Origin of the sequence: Aquibium sp. ELW1220, from assembly GCF_030398385.1 — a bacterium.
Lineage (GTDB): Bacteria > Pseudomonadota > Alphaproteobacteria > Rhizobiales > Rhizobiaceae > Aquibium.
Window position 1 is genome coordinate 49205 of record NZ_JAOAOQ010000032.1, and the last position, 14986, is coordinate 64190.

12 protein-coding genes are annotated in these 14986 nt (G+C 66.5%); 4 read left to right on the forward strand and 8 right to left on the reverse strand.

The annotated features are described in order from the left end of the window. The first annotated feature begins 272 nt into the window (after positions 1–272). The 3 genes from clpX (at position 273) to N1F91_RS23025 (ending at position 4716) form a co-directional block, all read left to right on the forward strand. The gene (gene clpX, locus N1F91_RS23015; protein WP_289995691.1) at positions 273–1550 is read left to right on the forward strand and encodes an ATP-dependent Clp protease ATP-binding subunit ClpX; all 1278 of its coding nucleotides are present in this window, start codon (positions 273–275) and stop codon (positions 1548–1550) included. Positions 1551–1829: 279 nt separating this feature from the next. Then, the gene (gene lon / locus N1F91_RS23020) at positions 1830–4244 is read left to right on the forward strand and encodes an endopeptidase La (protein ID WP_289995693.1); all 2415 of its coding nucleotides are present in this window, start codon (positions 1830–1832) and stop codon (positions 4242–4244) included. A 196-nt stretch (positions 4245–4440) separates the two neighbouring features. Further along, positions 4441–4716 (forward strand): HU family DNA-binding protein, encoded by a 276-nt coding sequence (locus tag N1F91_RS23025; RefSeq protein WP_289995695.1) that lies wholly within the window; start codon positions 4441–4443, stop codon positions 4714–4716. 96 nt (positions 4717–4812) lie between these two features. Here N1F91_RS23025 and N1F91_RS23030 read toward each other — a convergent pair whose 3' ends face one another. Next, positions 4813–5511 carry a phosphoribosyltransferase gene (locus N1F91_RS23030; RefSeq protein WP_289995697.1) on the reverse strand — a complete coding sequence of 233 codons (699 nt, stop codon included), beginning with the start codon at positions 5509–5511 and terminating at the stop codon, positions 4813–4815. 78 nt (positions 5512–5589) lie between these two features. Between N1F91_RS23030 and N1F91_RS23035 the strand changes: the two genes are divergently transcribed. Then, positions 5590–6801 (forward strand): amidohydrolase, encoded by a 1212-nt coding sequence (locus N1F91_RS23035; RefSeq protein WP_289995699.1) that lies wholly within the window; start codon positions 5590–5592, stop codon positions 6799–6801. Here N1F91_RS23035 and N1F91_RS23040 read toward each other — a convergent pair. From N1F91_RS23040 to N1F91_RS23070, 7 genes are all read right to left on the reverse strand, one after another. Beyond that, positions 6772–7689 (reverse strand): nucleoside hydrolase, encoded by a 918-nt coding sequence (locus tag N1F91_RS23040; RefSeq protein ID WP_289995701.1) that lies wholly within the window; start codon positions 7687–7689, stop codon positions 6772–6774. The genes N1F91_RS23035 and N1F91_RS23040 overlap by 30 nt on opposite strands. Continuing rightward, complete coding sequence (locus N1F91_RS23045; RefSeq protein ID WP_289995703.1) at positions 7686–9089, reverse strand: M20/M25/M40 family metallo-hydrolase; 1404 nt, start codon at positions 9087–9089, stop codon at positions 7686–7688. Before N1F91_RS23045 ends, N1F91_RS23040 begins: the two co-directional genes overlap by 4 nt. An 89-nt stretch (positions 9090–9178) precedes the next feature. After that, positions 9179–10501: an amidohydrolase gene (locus N1F91_RS23050; protein WP_289995705.1), complete on the reverse strand. Its 1323-nt coding sequence runs from the start codon at positions 10499–10501 to the stop codon at positions 9179–9181. A gap of 234 nt (positions 10502–10735) precedes the next feature. Next, positions 10736–11797: an ABC transporter ATP-binding protein gene (locus N1F91_RS23055; RefSeq protein ID WP_289995706.1), complete on the reverse strand. Its 1062-nt coding sequence runs from the start codon at positions 11795–11797 to the stop codon at positions 10736–10738. 26 nt (positions 11798–11823) lie between these two features. After that, a complete protein-coding gene (locus tag N1F91_RS23060) occupies positions 11824–12612 on the reverse strand; it encodes an ABC transporter permease (RefSeq protein ID WP_289995707.1) in 789 nt (262 codons plus the stop codon). Further along, positions 12609–13436 (reverse strand): ABC transporter permease, encoded by an 828-nt coding sequence (locus N1F91_RS23065; protein WP_289995708.1) that lies wholly within the window; start codon positions 13434–13436, stop codon positions 12609–12611. The genes N1F91_RS23060 and N1F91_RS23065 overlap by 4 nt, the downstream gene beginning before the upstream one ends. Positions 13437–13534: 98 nt before the next feature. After that, entirely contained in the window at positions 13535–14575 is a 1041-nt protein-coding gene (locus tag N1F91_RS23070; protein ID WP_289995710.1) for a polyamine ABC transporter substrate-binding protein, read from the reverse strand. Positions 14576–14986: the final 411 nt, after the last annotated feature.

Below are 14986 nucleotides of genomic sequence, written 5' to 3' on the forward strand. Positions count from 1 at the left end.
GCCGCATTTTTGAAGCATTTTGCGGCATTTCTGTCACAAAGGGGTGTTCCCACGGGGCGGCCGGCATCCTACGTTAAGCCTATGTTGAGTTTCGGGGGACTAGCGTCGACCGACCTGGGCGAATCGTTGCCGCACCTCGTGTTTTGTGTTTCGTTCGTGGGCGCTCGGCCCGTTCATCGGGAGCAGGGCGCGGCGCATCGATCTCCCGGGACCGATGCCGCACCCCGAAAGGTCTGGCGACCGGCCGGCAGGGACTGAAAGGACTGAAGGGCATGAGCAAAATCGGAAACAGCGGCGGCGGCGACTCCAAGAACACGCTCTACTGCTCTTTCTGCGGCAAGAGCCAGCATGAGGTGCGCAAGCTGATTGCCGGGCCGACCGTCTTCATCTGCGACGAGTGCGTCGAACTCTGCATGGACATCATCCGCGAGGAGAACAAGACCTCGATGGTGAAGTCCCGCGAGGGGGTTCCCACGCCGCAGGAGATCCTGAAGGTCCTGGACGATTACGTGATCGGTCAGCCCTACGCCAAGCGCGTCCTGTCGGTCGCCGTCCACAATCACTACAAGCGCCTGGCTCACGCCTCGAAGAGCAACGACGTCGAACTGGCGAAGTCGAACATCCTGCTGATCGGCCCGACCGGCTGCGGCAAGACGCTGCTCGCCCAGACGCTGGCCCGCATCATCGACGTGCCCTTCACCATGGCGGATGCGACGACGCTCACCGAAGCCGGCTATGTCGGCGAGGATGTCGAGAACATCATCCTCAAGCTGCTGCAGTCGGCCGACTACAATGTCGAGCGGGCGCAGCGCGGCATCGTCTACATCGACGAGATCGACAAGATCAGCCGCAAGTCGGACAACCCTTCGATCACCCGCGACGTCTCGGGCGAGGGCGTCCAGCAGGCGCTGCTCAAGATCATGGAAGGCACGACGGCCTCCGTGCCGCCCCAGGGCGGCCGCAAGCACCCGCAGCAGGAGTTCCTGCAGGTGGACACGACCAACATCCTGTTCATCTGCGGCGGCGCCTTCGCCGGTCTCGACCGGATCATCTCCGACCGCGGCCGCAAGACGTCCATCGGCTTTGCCGCCAACGTCGCCTCGCCGGAGGACCGCCGCACCGGCGAAGTTTTCCGCCTGGTCGAGCCCGAGGACCTCTTGAAGTTCGGGTTGATCCCGGAATTCGTCGGCCGCCTGCCCGTGCTGGCGACGCTCGAGGATCTCGACGAGCCGGCGCTGATCCAGATCCTGACCGAGCCGAAGAACGCGCTCGTCAAGCAGTACCAGCGCATGTTCGAGATGGAGAACGTCGAGCTGACCTTCCACGAGACGGCGCTGTCGGCCATCGCCAAGCGCGCCATCGAGCGCAAGACCGGCGCGCGCGGCCTGCGGTCCATCATGGAAGCGATCCTTCTCGACACCATGTTCGAGCTGCCGGCGCTGGAGGGCGTCCAGGAAGTGGTGATCTCCGACGACGTGGTCACCGGCAAGGCGCGCCCGCTCTACATCTATGCCGAGCCCAAGAAGGAAAAGGCCAACGCCTCTGCGTAAGGGCTTGCTCCTCCGCAAAATCGGGAAAGGGCGCCGTCGTTTCGGCGCCTTTTCCGTTTTCTCCGGGCAGGAATGCGGCTCGCCGGAAGGTTCCTCCTGCGGTCGTTTCGCAGCCCTTGATCTTTTGGTTCGGGAGTTCCACCTAACGATTCATCAGGCGGCAGGCCTCTCCGTGCTACTTTCCTCCCACTCCCTTGCGGGCATAGGCGGATCGGCCTGCAGCCGCTAATATGAGATTCGCGGTTGGCTCATGGTGGCCGCGAAGTGAAAGGCAAATCGATGTCCAACACCACTCGATCCACTGGCGCGGCAACCGTCTACGCAGTCCTCCCCCTGCGCGATATCGTCGTGTTCCCGCACATGATCGTGCCGCTCTTCGTCGGCCGCGAGAAGTCGATCAAGGCGCTCGAAGAGGTCATGGGTGCCGACAAGCAGATCCTGCTCGCCACCCAGAAGAACGCCTCCGACGACGATCCGGAGCCGGATGCGATCTTTGAGGTCGGCACGCTGGCCAATGTTCTGCAGCTGCTCAAGCTTCCCGACGGCACCGTGAAGGTGCTGGTGGAGGGCACCGCGCGCGCGCGCATCGCCTCCTTCACCGACCGCACGGACTTCCATGAAGTGCGCGCCGTCATCCTGCCGGAGCCCGACGAAGAGGAAGTCGAAGTCGAGGCGCTGGCCCGCTCGGTGGTTTCCGACTTCGAGAACTACGTCAAGCTGAACAAGAAGATATCTCCCGAGGTCGTGGGTGCCGTCGGCCAGATCGACGACTACTCCAAGCTCGCCGACACCATTGCCTCGCATCTCGCCATCAAGATCCCCGAGAAGCAGGAGATGCTGGCCACCCTCTCCGTCAAGGAGCGGCTCGAGAAGGCCATGGGCTTCATGGAAGCCGAGATCTCGGTGCTGCAGGTCGAAAAGCGCATCCGCTCGCGCGTCAAGCGCCAGATGGAGAAGACGCAGCGCGAGTATTACCTCAACGAGCAGATGAAGGCGATCCAGAAGGAGCTCGGCGAGGGCGAGGACGGCCGCGACGAGGCCGCCGAGATCGAGGAGCGCATCAAGAAGACCAAGCTCACCAAGGAAGCGCGCGAGAAGGCGAATGCGGAGCTGAAGAAGCTGCGCTCGATGTCGCCGATGTCGGCCGAGTCCACGGTGGTGCGCAACTATCTCGACTGGCTGCTGTCGATCCCGTGGGGCAAGAACTCCAAGGTCAAGCAGGACCTGGATTTTGCCCAGAACGTGCTCGACACCGATCATTTCGGCCTCGACAAGGTCAAGGACCGCATCGTCGAGTACCTGGCCGTCCAGAGCCGCCAGAAGAAGCTGAAGGGGCCGATCCTGTGCCTCGTCGGTCCTCCCGGCGTCGGCAAGACCTCGCTCGGCAAGTCGATCGCCAAGGCGACCGGCCGCGAGTTCGTGCGCATGGCGCTCGGCGGCGTGCGTGACGAGGCCGAAATCCGCGGTCACCGCCGCACCTACATCGGCTCGATGCCCGGCAAGGTCATCCAGTCGATGAAGAAGGCGAAGAAGTCCAACCCGCTCTTCCTGCTCGACGAGATCGACAAGATGGGCATGGACTTCCGCGGCGATCCGTCATCGGCCCTGCTCGAGGTGCTCGATCCGGAACAGAACGCGACCTTCATGGATCACTACCTCGAGGTCGAGTACGACCTGTCGAGCGTCATGTTCGTGACCACGGCCAATACGCTGAACATCCCGCCGGCCCTCATGGACCGCATGGAGATCATCCGTATCGCCGGCTACACCGAGGACGAGAAGGTCGAGATCGCCAAGCGGCACCTGCTCCCCAAGGCGGTGCGCGACCACGCCCTGCAGGCCAAGGAGTTCTCGGTCACCGACGAGGCGATCCGGGCGATGATCCAGACCTACACCCGCGAAGCGGGCGTGCGCAGCCTCGAGCGCGAGCTGATGAAGCTCGCACGCAAGGCCGTGACCGAGATCCTGAGGACCAAGAAGCCTGCGGTGAACATCACCCAGGACAATCTTTCGGACTATCTCGGCGTGCCGCGCTATCGCTACGGCCAGGTCGAGGGCGAGGATCAGGTGGGCGTCGTCACGGGTCTCGCCTGGACCGAGGTCGGCGGCGAACTGCTGACGATCGAAGGCGTCATGATGCCAGGCAAGGGCAAGATGACGGTCACCGGCAACCTGAAGGACGTGATGAAGGAGTCCATCTCGGCCGCGGCGTCCTATGTCCGGTCGAGGGCGATCGACTTCGGCATCGAGCCGCCGCTGTTCGACAAGCGCGACATCCACGTGCACGTGCCGGAAGGCGCGACGCCGAAGGACGGTCCGTCGGCGGGCGTCGCCATGGTCACCGCTATCGTCTCGGTGCTGACCGGCATTCCGGTCAAGGCCGACGTGGCGATGACCGGCGAGATCACGCTGCGCGGACGCGTCCTGCCGATCGGCGGCCTCAAGGAGAAGCTGCTCGCCGCACTGCGCGGCGGCATCAAGAAGGTGCTGATCCCCGAGGAGAACGCCAAGGATCTGGCCGACATCCCCGACAACGTGAAGAGCGGCATGGAGATCATCCCGGTCGCCCGGGTGGGCGAGGTGCTGCAGCACGCCCTGCAGCGCATGCCTGAGGCGATCGAGTGGGTCGAGCCGGTGGAGCCCGCCAAGAAGGCGGCCGTCGACGAGGCCGGTGCTGCCACGCTGGCGCACTGATCGGCATCAGCCAGGCATCAAAAAGCGGAAGGCCGGACGCGAGTTCGGCCTTTCTTCGTCTAGAACCACCAAAAAACCGCGCAGTTCCGCGGTTTTCGGGTTTTTCGGACTTGGTTGCTGCACGCGATCTCAATACAGTCCCGCCGCGGCCGTCGAGTCGCAGACAATGCGGTCAAGAGAATAAAATGAGGTTTTCATGAACAAGAACGAACTCGTATCGGCCGTGGCGGAGTCAGCCAAGCTGTCGAAGTCCGACGCGCAGTCGGCGGTCGAAGCCGTATTTTCGGTCATCACCAACGAGCTCAAGAGCGGCGGCGACGTTCGTCTCGTGGGCTTCGGCAATTTCGAGGTGAGCAAGCGTGAGGCCTCGACGGGCCGCAACCCCCAGACCGGCGAGCCGGTCCAGATCCCCGCGCGCAACGTGCCGAAGTTCTCGGCCGGCAAGGGGCTCAAGGACGCCGTCAACTCCTGAGTTGACGTCGATTTCCTGCGAAAGGCCGGGCATGTCCCGGCTTTTCTCTTGTGCGGCCACCGATACGCGTTCCTGAGGACGTTTCGTTGGCGTCCCTCAGGCGGCAGGCGCCCAGCTGCCATCGTCACGCCGCGCCAGTAGCGGTGTGCGGAGGGCCCCGTGCACCTTGCCCGGCAGGGCGGGGTCCAATGCCTGAAGAACGGCCTGCCAGCGCTGCGTCTGCAGCATGGCGAACCCGAGTGCAACCGGCTCGATCCCGGCCTTCGACAGCAGCGACAGCACCGCCCGCATCGATGCGCCGGAACTGACCACGTCATCGACCACCGCGACGCGCCGATCCCGCAGCAGCGGCAGCATCCGCGGGTCGAGATAGAGGCGCTTCACCTGCTCCGGGCTGGTGATCGACGACATCGGCTCGGACAGGCCCTCGTCGTACCAGAATTTCCGCGACGTCCCGAGGGCCACCATGCGCGGATGGCCGAGCCGGCGCGCCACCGCATTGGCAAGCGGCAGGCCGAGCGTCGGAACGCCGATCACCATGTCGGCGCCGAGCGGGCGCAATGCCTGCGTCATAGCATCGGCAAGCGCATCCTCCACCGCAAAACTCGCCTGGTTGACGATCAGCGAGGCCACGGCGCGCGACCCGTCGCCGGGCAGCACCCGGATCGGCAGCGCGATCTGGCGCCCATCGGGCAGTCGGGCCGGAAAAAGGTCGCGAAAGCCGGAGACCGGATCCTCCGGAAACGTCTCGGGCGGGTGGATATCCTGCCAGAACTCATGCGGCGCCAGTGACACGAGTAGCCTTTCTGCTAGAAATCATCGTGGAACAACAATCGGATGGGACCGGCGCGGACCGGCAGGCGGAGTGTATTGATGGCGCGGGCGGATGACCACATCGACGACCCCGATTTCCTCGTCCGTCTGCGCCACGACCTGCACGCCCATCCGGAACTCGGCTTCGAGGAGGAGCGCACCGGCCGCATCGTGCGCGAACGTCTCGAGGAGGCCGGCATTGCCGTGACGGCGGGCCTCGGCGGCACCGGACTGGTCGGCACGCTGCAGGCCGGCAACGGCCACCGCCGCATCGCGTTGCGCGCCGACATGGATGCGCTCGCCATGCGCGAGACGGCCGCCGACCGACCCCATCGGTCCACGGCGGAAGGCCGCATGCATGCCTGCGGCCACGACGGGCACACGGTGATGCTGCTCGCCGCCGCGCGCGCGCTCGCCGGCTCGCGCAGCTTTTCGGGAACGGTCCACTTCATCTTCCAGCCGGCCGAGGAAGGGCGTGGCGGCGCGCAGGCGATGGTGGCGGACGGCTTCTTCGAGCGCTTTCCCGTCGATGCCGTCTACGGGCTTCACAACATGCCCGGGTTGGCGGTCGACGAGATCGCCGTCGTCGAAGGTCCGCAGCTTGCCTCCTCCGATCGCTGGCACGTCACGTTTCGCGGCGAAGGCACCCACGGCGCCAAGCCGCATCTCGGCCGCGATGCCGTCACCGCTGCGGGCCAGTTCCTCACCGCCCTTCACACGGTCGTGGCGCGACGGGTCGATCCGCTCCAGCCCGCCGTCGTCAGCGCCTGTGCGCTCCAGGCCGGCGACTTCGCAGCCCTCAACGTCATCCCCGACGAGGTGATGATCGGCGGTACCGCCCGTGCCTATTCGGCGCAGGTCAGGGAACAGGTCGAAGCCGAGATCGGCCGGCTGGCGCAAGGCACTGCCGCCATGTACGGCATCGCCTGCGACTACCGCTACCTGCGGCAGATCCCGCCGGTGATCAACGATGCCGACGCGACCCGCCGCGCGCTCGCCGCCGCGCGGGCAGCTGCCGCCACCGTGCGCACGAACTTCCCGCCATCGACCGCCGGCGATGATTTCGCGGTCTTCTCCGGCCGGGTTCCCGGCTGCTACGTCTGGCTCGGCAACGGTCCGGCCGAGGACGGCGCGCTGCATCACAACAGCCGCTACGACTTCAACGACGCCGCCATTCCGACGGGGGTCCGGTTCTGGACCGCCCTCGTCGAGCAGGAACTCGCCGGCGACGCGCCGCAGGGATCAGCGCTGGGTGAGCCGAGCGGCCAGTAGCGACAGCGCGCCGCCGCCATCGACCGTCAAGGCGACCGAGAACGGACGACGCGCGTCGCTCGCCGGTTCGAGGCTGCCGGCGTCGCGGGTCTCCCCGCAGTCGACCGAAAGTGCCATGTCCTCGCAGCCGAAGAGCCGCGGCGCGAGTGCCATGAGCATCACGCACGGGTCGTGCAGCGGACGGCTCTCCCCGCCCGTGGTGGTCTGGAAATAGGCGGCGATCAGATCGGCCGACGCGCGCGACGCTGCCGTCCCCGCACCGCGCAGCCCCTCCACATAGGCCCGGTCGGCGCGGACCTTGCGCGTCACGTCGAGCGGGATCAGCGTCAGCGGCAGGCCGGCGGCAAGCACGGCCTCGGCGGCTTCCGGGTCGGCAGCCATGTTGAACTCGGATCGCGGCCCGATATTGCCGGGCTCGCGGATCGCACCGCCCATGGCGATGATCCGGCCGACGCGGTGCGCTGACTCCGGCTCGTCGACCAGAAGCTGCGCGATGTTGGTCAGCGGCCCGAGTGCAAGGATATCGACGCTGCCGGCCGGCCGCGCCTTCAACGTGTCGGCGAGCCAGTTGGCCGCGTGTGCCGACCGGGGCGGGGTCGCCGGTTCGGGAAAGCCGACGCCGCCCAGCCCGTCGTAGCCATGAATGTCGGCGACGTCGAATCCCTTGCGCGACAGCGGTCCGGCAGCCCCCGGGATCACCGGCACGTCGCCGCGCCCGACGAGCGCCAGGATCCGCCCGGCATTTCGCGTGGTGGTGGCGATGCCGATGTTGCCGGCCACCGTCGTGATGCCGAGGACGTCGAATTCAGGCGAGGCGAGGGCGGCGAGGATCGCGACGGCGTCGTCGATCCCCGGGTCGGTATCGATGATGGTCGCGCGCGAACTCACTTCGCCTCCGCCAGTGCGGCGAGGATGCGCACCCAGGAACGGATGCCCTTGTGGAAGCTCGACAGGTCGTACTTCTCGTTCGGGCTGTGAATGCGGTTGTCGAACTTGGCGAAGCCGACGAAGATCGAATCCATGCCGAGCCGGTCCTTGAACACGGTAGCGATCGGAATCGAGCCGCCGGTGCCGGCCACAGCCGCCTCGCAATCCCACTCGTCCGAAAGCGCCTTCAGCGAGCGCTGGAGATAGTCGCTGTCGATCGGCATGACGGTCGCCGCGCTCGCCCCGTGGCGCTTGAAGGTCACGCTGCAATCGGCCGGCAGCCGCGCTTCGACATGGCGGCGGAAGGCAGCTGAAATCGCTTCCGGGTCCTGGCCCGCGACGAGACGGAAGGAGATCTTGGCGCTGGCCTCGGCCGGGATGACGGTCTTGAAGCCCTCGCCGGTGTAGCCGCCCCACATCCCGTTGATCTCGCAGGACGGCCGCGCCCAGACCTGCTCCAGCACCGACCGGTCCTTCTCGCCGGCCGGGATGTCGAGCCCGACATTCTTCAGGAATGCCGCCTCGTCGAAGGGCAGGCGCTGCCAGCGCTCGGCGATCTCGGCCGGCAGTTCCTGCACGCCGTCGTAGAAGCCCTCGATCGCGATGCCGCCGTCGGCCGTCCTCAGGCTGGCGACGATGTCGGAGAGGAGTTGCAGCGGATTGCGCGCGGCATTGCCGAACATGCCCGAATGCAGGTCGCGGTCGGCGCAGCGGATCGTCAGTTCCTCCTGCACGATCCCGCGCAGCATGGTGGTGATGGCGGGCGTGGTGTCGTCCCACATGTCGGTGTCGCAGACGAGCATCACGTCCGCCTTCAGCTCGTCCGCCGCCTGGTCGAGAAAGCCGGGCAGGCTGGCGCTGCCGGATTCCTCCTCGCCCTCGAACAGCACCGAGACGCGGATCGGCAGCGAACCGGTGACAGCCTTCCAGGCACGGCAGGCTTCGACGAAGGTCATCAGCTGGCCCTTGTCGTCGGAGGCGCCGCGCGCCACGATCCAGGTGTCGCCATTGTCCTGCGGGACGAGCGTCGGCTCGAAGGGTGGCGAGTTCCACAACGCCACCGGGTCGACCGGCTGCACGTCGTAATGGCCGTAGAACAGCACGTGTGGACCTGCGCCGCCGATGTCGTGGCCAACCACCATCGGATGGCCGGGCGTATCGCGCACCGACGCCTCGAAGCCGAGGGCCGACAGATCGGCGGCCAGCCACTCGGCCGTGCGCCGGCATTCGGCGGCATAGGCCGGGTCGGTCGAGACCGAGGGGATGCGGATCAGGTCGCAGAGCCGCGCGAGGCTGCCTTCGATATGTGCATCGACGTCGGCGAGCACGGCGTCCAGGCGGGACGTGTCGGTCTGGGCCATTTGGGCCTCCATTGTTCGTCTCTGGTTCGAACTGTGCGGATCGGCGCCATCCGTCAAGCGGTCCAGCGGCGCGCACCGCTGAGCCAGTCTCAGCCGGCGGCGTCGATCCGCACCATCTCCGCCTTGAAATGCGAGGCGACCTGCAGCGCGTCGCGCAGCACCTTCCGCCGTTCCAGCGACAGGACCTCCCGGTCCCGCATCACCCAGCGCCCCGCCACCATCACGTCGGACACGTCTGCAGGCATGCCCGCGAAGACCAGCGTGGCGTAGGTGTCGTAGATCGGCTGCAGGCGCGGGGCCGAAAGGTCGATCCGGACGAGGTCGGCCTGCTTGCCGGCTTCGAGCGAGCCGATGCGGGCGTCGAGCCCGAGCACCTTCGCGCCCTCGATCGTCGCCATGCGGATCACCTCGACGGCGGGCATCGGCCTGCGGCTGTGGCCGGCGAGTTTCTGGAACATGGAGACGGGGCCGAACTGCGAAAACAGGTCGAGCGTGTTGCCGCTCATCGGCCCGTCGGTCGCCACCCCGACCGGGATGCCGGCGGCGCGCATGGCTTCGACCGGCGCGATGCCGCGCCCGGCCTTGGCATTGGAGCGCGCATTGTGGGCCACGCAGACGCGCGCCCGCGCCATCTTGTCGATGTCGGAGGCATTCACATGCAGGCAGTGCGCGCAGATCAGGCTCGGCCGCAGCAGCCCCGCCTTCTCCACCACCTCGACCGGGCGCAGTCCATGATGCTTCGCGCACCAGTCCATCTCCGAATCCATCTCGGCGAGATGGATCTGCACCGGCACGTCGGGATGATCGTCGGCCCAGCGCGCGACCCGGTTCATCACCGCGACGTCGGTCGAATAGGGCGCATGCGGGGCGATCGAGGCGATCACGCGGTCGTGGCCGGAAAACTCGGCGACCAGCTCTTCGGTGAGGGCGAAGCCGCCGTCGATGTCCTTGTGGTCCGGCGGGTCGAAATCGGCGATCGTCTGGCCGACCACGCCGCGGATGCCGGCCTGGGCGACCACGCGGCCGACCTCGGTCTCGAAGTAGTACATGTCGGCGACCGTGGTGACGCCGGCCTGGATCAGCTCGAGCGCCGCCAGCGCGGTGCCCGCCCTTACCATCGCGCGGGTGACGTACTTTCGCTCCAGCGGAAGGACGTAGCGGTAGAGCCGGTCGTCGACATCCTCGCCGAGGCCGCGAAACAGCGTCATCGCCATGTGGCAGTGCGGATTGACCATGCCGGGCATGACGATGTCGCCGCCGCAGTCGATGGTCTCGGCACCCTCGATCGCAGGGGCAGGGCCGTTGCCGGTGGCGGTGATGGTCGTGCCCTCGACCTGCACCCAGCCATTGGCGAGGACCGGCATGTCGGGCGTGCAGGGGAGGAGGGTGGCGTTGGAGAGGATGAGGGTCACAGGTAGGCTCCGGTGAAGGCGTCAGTTGGTGCTCTACGGCGCCCCCCTCTGCCCTGCCGGGCATCTCCCCCACGAGGGGGGAGATCGGCAGTTCTGGCCTGTTCGCACGGTCTTCGATGCCGGCGATTGGCGAAAAGGGGCGCGACGGCCGATCTCCCCCCTCGTGGGGGAGATGTCCGGCAGGACAGAGGGGGGCGCGAAGGAACGATTGCTTCCAGTACGATCCTCACCGCCCTACACCTCCAGCAGCACGCAGCACTGGTCGGGCACGGGCACCAGCCGCGCTGTTCCGCCCGGTTCCAGCGGCGTCGACAGCGCGCCGTTGGCGACGAGATGTCCCGCCGCCGTCTCGCACTGATACTGGTAGGCGCGGCCGAGATAGGTCCGGAGCCCCAGCGTCGCCGGAATGCCATCGGTGCCCGGGCCGGACGTCACCGCCAGCCCGTCCGGCCGGGTGGCCAGCGTGAAAGCGTCGGGAATGGCGCCGAACCGCTCCTGCGACAGGCTGAGCCGCGCGCCGCCGGCAGCCTCCGCCGTCACCGTCTCGCCGTCGCGGGCGACCGCGCGCATGGGGATGAGGTTCTCGAAGCCGACGAAGCGCGCGACGAAGGCGTTCGCCGGGCGCTGGTAGAGCACTTCCGGCGTATCGAACTGCATGATGCGTCCGGCATTCATGATCGCCACCCGGTCGGAGATCGAGAACGCCTCCTCCTGGTCGTGCGTGACGTAGACCGAGGTCGTGCCGTTGGCGCGCTGCAGCTGGCGGATCTCGACGCGCATGTCGACGCGCAGCTTGGCATCGAGGTTCGACAGCGGCTCGTCGAACATCAGGAGCGGCGGCTCGATGACCAGCGCGCGGGCGAGCGCCACGCGCTGCTTCTGGCCGCCCGAGAGGGCGCCGGGCAGCCTGTCGGCGAGCGGCGACAGGCCGACGCGCTCGAGCATCGCACGCGCGCGCTTCTCCCGCTCGGCGGACGCGACCCCGCGCTGCTTCAGGCCGAAGGCGACGTTGTCGAGCACGGAGAGATGCGGAAACAGCGCGTAGTTCTGGAACACGAGGCCGATGTCGCGCTTGTGGGCGGGAAGCCGCGTCAGGTCGCGGCCGCCGAGCCTGATTGCGCCCTTCGTCGGCTCGAGGAAGCCCGCGATGAGGCGCAGCGTCGTCGTCTTGCCGCAGCCGGACGCGCCGAGCAGCGAGACGAGTTCGCCGGCGCCGACCGAGAGCGACAGGTCCTCCAGCACCTTGGTGGAGCCGTAGTGGGCGGTGAGATCGGTGATGTCGAGAGCCTGGGTCATGCGATTGTCATTTGTCTGGCCGCCATTCACTTGGCGAGGAAGGTGAGGCCGAGCGTGCGCTCCACGATCGCCATCACGGCTACCGTGAGGAACATCAGGAGCACCGACACCGACGCGATGGTGGGGTCGAAGAACTGCTCGACATGGGCGAGGATCTGGATCGGCAGGGTGGAGATGCCCGGTCCGGTGAGGAAGAGCGACGTCGAGACGTCGTTGATCGAGGTGATGAAGGCCAGGATGAAGGCTGCGATCACACCGGCCCTGACATTGGGCAGCACGATGGTGAAGAAGGTCCTTGCCGGCGGGCTGCCGAGGCTGATCGCCGCTTCCTCGATGGAGAAGTCGAAGGAGGCGAGGCTGGCCGAGATCACCCGCACGCAATAGGGCAGGACGAGCAGCGTGTGACCGATCAGCAGCGACACGAAGATCGGAAACGAGGCGCCGACCGCGACCGACTTCAGGAGCGAGAAGCCAAGCACGATCTCCGGCACCAGGATCGGCAGCACGAAGACCGTCGACAGCCAGGACGGCAGCTGGATGCGGTAGCGGTTGAGCGCATAGGCCGCCGGGATACCGATCAGGAGCGCCAGCCCGGTGGCAAGGAAGGCCAGTTGCAGGCTGGTGACGATGGTGCGCCGGAAGGCGGTGATCTCGAAGATGTTCTCGAACCAGCGCAGCGACAGGCCCTGCGGCGGAAACGTCAGATAGGTCGTGTCGCTGAGCGAGGCGCCGATGACGATGACCAGCGGTCCGACCAGGAAGACATAGACCAGCGCCGCAATGGCGATGAGGGCAGGGGAGGGGCGCGTTGTCATGTCGTCATCGGGTTCAGGCGTTTGGCGATGCGGGTCATGGCCAGCACCACCGCGACGGTGATGACGACCATGATCGCGGCGATGGTGGAGGCGCCCACCCAGTCGAAATTGACCATGGCGCGCTGGTAGAGGAAGGTCCCCATCATCATCTGCCGCTCGCCGCCGAGAAGCTGCGGCGTGGCATAGGAGGTGAAGGAGCCGGTGAAGACGAGCACGGCGCCGACGATGAGCCCGGGGACGGCGAGCGGGAAGATCACCTGCCGGAAGGTGCCGGCCGGCGAGGCGCCGAGCGAGGCGGACGCCTGGATCAGGTCTTCGGGGATGTTCTCCAAGACGCCGACGAGCGTCAGGATCATCAGCGGCGTGAACAGGTAGACCATCGCCACGATCACCGAGCCTTGCGTGTAGAGCATGGAGAAGGGCTCGTCGGTGATGCCGATCCCGACGAGGAAATTGTTCAGGATGCCGTTCTTGCCAAGGATGATCAGCCAGGCGAAGGAACGCACGACCACGCCGGTGAGCAGCGGGAAGACGGCCGCGATGATCAGGATGCTCTTCAGCCGGCCGGGCGCGCGCGAGACGACGAAGGCGGTGAGGAAGCCGAAGACCAGCGAGATCGCGGTGGTGATCAGCGACACCTCCAGCGTGCGCCACAGGACGGTGCGGCGAAAGCCGCTGGAGAAGAAGGTCACATAGGGCGAAAACACGCCCTTGGCGTCGGCGAACGTGGTTCCGATCGTGGCCGCGACCGGCAGGATGAGGAACAGGGCCACGAGAAGCGTCGCGGGCAGGGCGAGGGTCCAGCCGGTGTATCGCTTGAGCATGAAGTGCGTCTTTTCGAAAAGGCACTGTCGGCCGCCCTCGCGCGGAGGCCGGCCGACAGCAACGGGTCAGGAGAGGCGCGCACGGCGCGCGCCGGTGATCACATGCCGAAGATTTCGTTCCAGCGGTCGATCCAGTCGGACTTCGCGGCATTGAGCTTGGAATAGTCGACGCGCTTCAGCCCGTCGATCATCTCCTTGCCGTAGGTCCACTGCTTGGCCTGCTCCGGCGTCAGTTCGACCGCCTTCACCACCGGCGCGTCGACGCCGTTCTCGGCGGTCGCCTGCTGGACCTCCGGGCTGAGGATGAAGTTGATGAACTCGTGCGCCAGTTCGACATTGGCCGCCCCCTTGGGGATGTTCACCGTGTTCAGCGTGGCGATGGCGCCATCCTCGAGGTTCGCCCACTCCACGGTCGGTACCGCCGCCTTGAGCTGGCCGAGCGCGAAGTCCTGCGCCAGCGACACGGTGATCTCGCCGGTGGAGAACAGATTGATCATCTCGGAGCCGGTGTTGTAGTTCTTGACCACGTTGGGCTTGATCGCCTCGATCTCCGCGAAGGCCGGATCGGCATTCTCGAAGGGGTCGGTTCCGGCCTTCTCGCCGGCGATCATGACGACCATCGGGCCGGCGGTCGTGGTGATGCCGGGCAGCGACACCGCGCTCTTCAGGTCGTCGCGCCAGAGATCGGCCCACTTCGTGATCGCCGGGCTGACCTTGGCCGAGTCGTAGACGATGCCGACGCGGCCGATCGTGTAGGCCGGGCCGTACTCGCCCTGCGGCGCCTGCGCCATCTCATAGAGACCCTGAAGGTTGGGCACCTTGGAGCGGTCGATCGGCTGGAACAGCCCTTCCTCGATCCCGATCTGCGAGAAGCCGTCGGTGAAATAGGCGACGTCGACGCCTTCCCCGCCGCGGATCTTGATCTTGTTGAGGCGGTCGGCATTGTTGCCGGTCTCGAATACCAGCGTGCAGCCGCACTTCTCCTGGAAGGGCTGCACGATGAACTGGTTGAGCTTCTCGCCGTTGAAGCCCCACCAGGAGATGGTCAGGGTCTTGTCCTGCGCCGTGGCGGGCGCTGCCGCGAGCAGGGCCGCGACACAGGCTGCGCCGGCCAGGCTGCGATAGTGGGCGTTCGTCATTCTCTCTGCCTCTCTCTTGATGGCGGGTGATCCCAGGCCGCGCTCCTGCGCGCCGTGCCTCCGGAACCTTATTTTTCCGCTCTTCGCCCCGCAAGGCCATTCGCGTCCAACAAGGATGCAGACGAAGCCATTGCCCAATCCATCGGCAGTTGTGGCCGCCAGCCGAAACCTCCCTGCCGCGAAACGCGCTCCTGCAGGCCGGGGGCAGGCGGGCTGACGTAGCGTCGCCATGCCTTCGTGACGAACGGATGACGACAAAGAAAACGAAAAAGCGCATATTTACCCGTGGCTTGTGGTGTGAAATGGTGCAGCTGTCCACAGCTGGCGCCGTTTGAGAAAGATCGTACGAGGGGCTGAAAAACCTCGTTGACAGTGTTGGGGGGTGGGGCCTATATACGCCTCACCAACGAC